Here is a 5,860-nt window from a genome sequence, read left to right as displayed (position 1 = left end):
CGGCACCCTCACTTCGGTCACCGTGCATATCCTCGGCACCAATGATGCGGCCGTGCTGTCAGCCGACATCGCCAACCTCACCGAGACCAATGCCGCCGTGGACATTTCCACCACCGGCACCCTGACCATCAGCGACGTCGACAGCGCCGCAACCTTCGTCGCGCAAACCAACACCGCCGGCAGCTACGGCCAGTTCTCCATCGGCACCGGCGGTGCCTGGACCTACGTCGCCAGCTCCGCGCACAACGAGTTCGCCGCCGGTACCACCTACACCGACACCTTCGCGGTGAGCAGTGCCGATGGCACCCTCACTTCGGTCACCGTGCATATCGCCGGCAGCAACGACTCACCGACGATCACGTCCAACGGTGGCGGTGCGACGGCTTCGGTCAATGTTGCGGAGAACACTACGGCGGTCACGGCGGTGGTGGCGACCGATCCCGATCTGCCAGCGCAGACGCTGAGCTACTCGCTCCTGAATACGGCCGGGACGGACTTCAGCAAGTTCTCGATCAGTTCGAGCGGGGTGCTGACGTTCAACTCAGCGCCCGATTACGAGAATGCCCAGGATGTCGGTGGTACTGACGGTGACAACGCCTACGTTGTGGACGTTCGGGTGTCCGACGGCAATGGCGGAATCGACACGCAGACGATTACGGTGAACGTGCAGAACGTCGTCGAAACTCCGATTGATACAACACCGCCAGCGTCACCGACTGGGCTGACTTACAACAACTCCGGTACAAACCATAAGCTTTCAGGGAGCGCCGAAGCTAATTCATTCATTAAGGTTTACCTGGACAATGGCAATGGCGTGTTTGGCGCAGGCGACACAGAAATTGGGACCGGAACGACCAATACCGGCGGTCAATTCGCCAATATTGATTTGACTGGCAAGTTTACGGGTACCAAGACGCTATTTGTCACGGCTATGGACGCGGCAGGCAACGTTAGTGCTGCAACAAGCATTAGCCTGACTTACCCTGCGGGAGTGTCCGGAGAAGCAATAAACCTTGCGATTGCTGATCCATCGGCAGGCCTGAGCGATAGCTTTGTTGTCACAATTGCCGACGTTCCGTCAAATTGGACTCTAAACGCCGGAATCAACAACGGCGATGGTACCTGGACCGTGCAGACCAGCGATCCCGGAGCATTGACGGTGACAACACCTGAAGGCTTCGCGGGCGCTGCGGTACTCCACATCAACATGACCTGGACTAACGCCGACGGCAGTGTGGGCAGTTCCTATGTATTCAATAACGTCGAGTCCTTTGCCCCCGGCACGCCGATCTTCGCCTTGTCCGCTGACGACAACCTGACCGGTTCATCCGGTGCCGACACCTTCGTCTTCGCCCAGCCGATTGGCAACAATCAGATCTACAGTTTCGATGCCACGGTAGACAAGATCGACATGATCGGCTTCACGGGCGTCACTGGCTTTGCTGACTTGAGTATCACTAATGACGCCAATGGCAATGCATTGGTCAGCATAAGCTCGGGCCAGACGGTCACCCTGAAAGGTGTCGTTGCCGCGGACTTGAGCGAAGCGAACTTCCAGTTCGATGTCGATCCGCTCATCAACAACGCCGGCACCCTCACCATTGCCGACGGCGCGATCATGCCGTTCGGTGGCAACATCCATAACAGCGGCACCATTGAGCTCGGCTCCACCGGCAACGAGACCAGCCTTGAGATCCTGTTCCGTGGCGCGACCTTGACCGGTGGCGGGCAAGTGGTTCTGTCCGACAGCGCGCACAACGTGATCTTTGGTGGCAGCGCCGACACGGTGCTCACCAATGCCGACAACACCATCTCGGGTGCCGGTCAGTTGGGAGCGGGGCAGATGATAGTGGTCAACTCAGGCCTGATTCATGCCAGCGGCGTCAATGCGCTGGTGATCGATACCGGTAGCAGCGCCGTCACCAACACGGGGGTGCTGCAAGCCAGCGGCAGCGGCGGATTGGTGATTGAAAGTGCGCTGGTCAACAGCGGCAGCCTGTGGGCGAGCGATGGCAATATCACCATCCACGGAGATGCCCAAGGCGGGGGAAGCGCGACTATCAGCGGTTCGGCGATGCTGGAATTCGGTGCTGCCTCCGATCAGCATGTGACGTTTGACAGCGGCTCGGCAGGCACGCTAAAGCTTGAAGTGTCGACGGCGTTCAGTGGCAGCGTCAGCGGTTTTGCCGAGGGTGACACGCTGAACTTTGGCGATATTGCGTTCGGCGCCAATACGCAGATCACTTATGCAGCGAATGACACAGGCATCGGCGGCCTGCTGATCGTGAACGACGGCGCGCATGCGGCGCAGATCGCGCTGAATGGCCAATACGCGGCGGCGGGTTTGCAGGCGAACGCCGAGGGCAGCGGCAGTGAACTGGCCTACGATGCAGCGGCGGCAAACCACAGGATGCTGGGCGGCCTGGCCAACGACATTCTGGTCGGCGGTGCGGGTGACGATCTGTTCCTCGGCGGGTTGGGCAACGACATGCTGAACGGCGGCCTCGGCAACGATACCTTCGCGTTTGCTGCCGCAGGCTTCGGCAACGACTCGATCCAGGACTTCGACGTCAATCCGGCCGGAGGGCAGGACCTGCTCAATATCGCGGGGCTGGGGATCAGCAGCGAAACGTTCGCTGCCAACGTGAGCATTGCGGCTGACGGGGCGGACACGCTGATCGGGATCGGAATGGACTCTATTCGCCTTGTCGGTGTCAGCAGTGCAGGTATCGATCAGGCGGATTTTATCCTGGCGGTATGATGCTTTTGCTACGGGCCGAACGTTGCTAAGCGGTTGCAGGCCCATCGCGGATAAATCCGCGATGGGCTTGTGCGAGGTATTCTCAAGAACCTCGATTTTGGTTGATTGACTTCCTCAGAGCGTGAAGCGGGCATTCCATCAGCCCGTTCTGTACAGCTGCAATGATGAGCGTCGAGCACTGGATTTGGCCTGATGGCACATCCGCTCTATCCAGCAAGGACCGGGTGGCAAATGACCCATGCAGGCGCCCATATCTCGAATTCTTCCAATCAGGGCTGCGTCATTACGTAGGCAGGCGGCCTAAGACATGAGTCTTGATGAGTGAGCGCTTCTGGCTGATTGTGTTGAAAAAGTCGACATTGATATCCTCAACCGTTCTCGTGGACTGGTTCTGGATAGATGCTCATGTTGACTGGCTTGAATCATTTGACGTTGGCGGTTGTGAACCTCTCTCGCAGTATTGAGTTTTATGTGGCTCTACCCGGCTTTAGATTGGCTGCCCGCTGGGAAACGGGGGCTTATCTTTCCCTCGGCGATCTCTGGCTTTGTCTGTCTCTCGATGAGACACGTCTGGCGGAAAAACAGCCTGATTACACCCACTATGCATTTTCGGTGGGGCAGGATGATTTTGAAGAAGTCACCGCTTACTTGCGGCTTCGTAACGTTATTGAGTGGAAATCCAACTCGAGCGAAGGTAAATCGTTTTATTTTTCGGACCCCGATGGGCATCGCCTGGAAGTGCATGTGGGCAGCCTGGCTTCAAGGCTTGAGCAATGCCGACGTCAGCCGTATGCAGGTATGGAGTTCTTTGACTGACCGTTTTCGTCTGGTCATATTGAAGAAATAGCTCTGCTATCTGGCCTGCGGCAAAATATCTGCTGTGATGGTCGCCGTCGGGCTAGGCGACGGGCCACTGCCGGCGCTGGTCACTGCGATGTTCCAGCACGGCAGCTCGACGACTTCAGTCCTTTGCCAGCGTAGGCCCGGTTCTGCTGCTCGGTCATGGCTTTAAGAATCGAATGATCGCCAAACAACTTGGTGGCAGATGGATGGATTCGCCAAAAACGTAACGGCAGCCAGTATTGGAGTGCGACGGTGTATCAATATGGCGGTGTTTATAAGGTGCCTGGACAGATACCTGGTGCTGCTGGTGGCGACAGGCAGAAGCCGGCCGATTCTGTTGAAAAAGTCGGTCTGCCCAAACTGCCTGATCATTGACTGGTGAAAACGCCTTTTTTGCACGCTGCTACGTGAAATCCGAGTCCGGAAGCCTCTGCCAACAGTAAAGATTTCAATCTCGGACGCGTACTTTTCTGATGCGCAAACTATGGCCGACTTTTTCAACAGAATCGGCCAATAGCAGTCGTCCAAACTGATCGTAATACTGCGCAAGCCTTTCTGCTCCCGGTCGCAGATCACTTTTATAGCGCATGACGCTTGTGCCAGCCCAAAATCGGGCATTGGTCATTATTGTTTTCAAAAACCGACATGTGAGTGTCGGTGACAAATAAGTCGTCGTTTATAGGCATCTCACGTGTATGTGCTACGAATGTGCACAAGCTTGATAAGCACGGGCTCAAAATCAAGCGTTTTCCTTATGGCTCCCGCCCTGCAAACCCTCAGCGTAGAGACATTGGGTGATGTCGTTTTTGGATCCGTTCAAACATATGTAATTGGGTATGACCTTTGCAGGTTGAATTGGACCAAACCCACCTACTTTTGGATGGGGGTATAAAAAGAGCCTTTGCCTGAGGCCAATCACCCGCTTTGTGTGAGGAGATACCGCAATGACGACGTTCAACTCCGGGGCCCAACCCCAGAACCGTGCGCCTCAATCCATCGGCTTTCTGTTGCTGGACAATTTCACGCTGATTTCTCTGGCGTCCGCTGTAGAACCGCTGCGCATGGCCAACCAGTTGTCCGGTCGCGAGCTGTATCGCTGGACCACCCTCACCGTCGATGGCGGCCAGGTCTGGGCCAGTGATGGCCTGCAAATCACCCCTGACGCCTCCATGCACAAAGCCCCGCCGATGGACACCGTCATCGTTTGCGGTGGTATCGGCATCCAGCGCACCGTTACCCGGGAACACGTATCCTGGCTGCAAAGCCAGGCCCGCAAGGCCTGCCGACTCGGTGCGGTCTGCACCGGCAGCTGGGCCCTGGCTTGCGCCGGACTGCTCGACGGTTTTGATTGCAGCGTGCACTGGGAATGCCTGGCGGCGATGCAGGAAGCTTTCCCGCGGATAGTAATGAGTACCCGTTTGTTCACCCTCGACCGCAACCGCTTCACCAGCTCCGGCGGTACTGCGCCGCTGGACATGATGCTGCACCTGATCAGCCGTGATCACGGGCGTGAATTGTCGGCGGCCATTTCGGAAATGTTTGTCTATGAGCGCATCCGCAACGAACAGGATCACCAGCGTGTGCCGCTCAAGCACATGCTCGGCACCAACCAGCCAAAATTGCAGGAAATCGTTGCGCTGATGGAAGCCAACCTCGAAGAGCCGATCGACCTCGACGAACTGGCGGTGTATGTCGATGTGTCCCGTCGCCAGCTGGAGCGACTGTTCCAGAAGTACCTCCACTGCTCGCCGTCGCGTTACTACCTGAAACTGCGCCTGGTCCGCGCGCGCCAGTTGCTCAAGCAAACGCCAATGTCGATCATCGAAGTGGCGTCGATCTGTGGCTTTGTGTCCACGCCGCATTTCTCCAAGTGCTACCGCGAGTACTTCGGCATTCCGCCGCGTGACGAGCGCGTCGGCTCCAATACCACGCAGCAGGTGGCGATGATGCCGCTGCCGCAAGCATTGGTGCTGTCGCCGTTGGCCGGTTCGATGTCAGCGTTGAGCCAGGCACGTAACGAGTCAACCTTTGCCAGCGTTCGTCTATAAGTCTTCACCCCTGTCCTGCGAAAGCATAACGTTCGCAGGATAGGGGAGGGCGCGTCATTTTAGTGTTGCGCTGAGGCAGGACTTACTCGACGGCTTTAACCATGTCTTCGATGACCTTTTTAGCGTCGCCGAACACCATCATGGTCTTGTCCAGGTAGAACAGTTCGTTGTCCAGGCCGGCGTAGCCGCTGGCCATCGAGCGCTTGTT

The 5,860-nt window shown here is 57.2% G+C and carries 4 protein-coding genes and 1 pseudogene; 4 read left to right on the top strand and 1 reads right to left on the bottom strand.

Features of this window, described 5'->3' with window-relative positions; genetic code table 11:
• From AC3WTM_RS24370 to gbdR, 4 genes and pseudogenes are all read left to right on the top strand, one after another.
• The coding region (locus AC3WTM_RS24370) for a VCBS domain-containing protein (RefSeq protein WP_492587656.1) at window positions 1-2,761 on the top strand (2,761 nt) is incomplete at its 5' end.
• A 405-nt stretch (window positions 2,762-3,166) separates the two neighbouring features.
• The gene (fos, locus tag AC3WTM_RS24365; RefSeq protein ID WP_102670107.1) at window positions 3,167-3,577 is read left to right on the top strand and encodes a fosfomycin resistance glutathione transferase; all 411 of its coding nucleotides are present in this window, start codon (window positions 3,167-3,169) and stop codon (window positions 3,575-3,577) included.
• Window positions 3,578-3,699: 122 nt separating this feature from the next.
• Window positions 3,700-3,877, top strand: a pseudogene (locus AC3WTM_RS24360) (histidine phosphatase family protein); the annotation flags it as partial.
• 671 nt (window positions 3,878-4,548) lie between these two features.
• Window positions 4,549-5,652: a choline metabolism transcriptional regulator GbdR gene (gene gbdR, locus AC3WTM_RS24355; protein ID WP_102670108.1), complete on the top strand. Its 1,104-nt coding sequence runs from the start codon at window positions 4,549-4,551 to the stop codon at window positions 5,650-5,652.
• Between the two features lie 82 nt (window positions 5,653-5,734).
• On the opposite strand, the gene AC3WTM_RS24350 is transcribed toward gbdR, so the two are convergent.
• Window positions 5,735-5,860 (bottom strand): NAD(P)(+) transhydrogenase (Re/Si-specific) subunit beta (locus AC3WTM_RS24350; RefSeq protein ID WP_146023691.1); only part of this gene is annotated, 126 nt, incomplete at its 5' end.

It is taken from the genome of Pseudomonas sp. EU05-FHT14B02 (assembly GCF_058791055.1).
This window is presented reverse-complemented; position numbering and strand designations above follow the sequence as displayed.

Coding starts and splice junctions, on each gene's coding strand:
- fos (WP_102670107.1), top strand. CDS start 3,167: ATGTTGACTGGCTTGAATCATTTGACGTTGGCGGTTGTGAACCTCTCT.
- gbdR (WP_102670108.1), top strand. CDS start 4,549: ATGACGACGTTCAACTCCGGGGCCCAACCCCAGAACCGTGCGCCTCAA.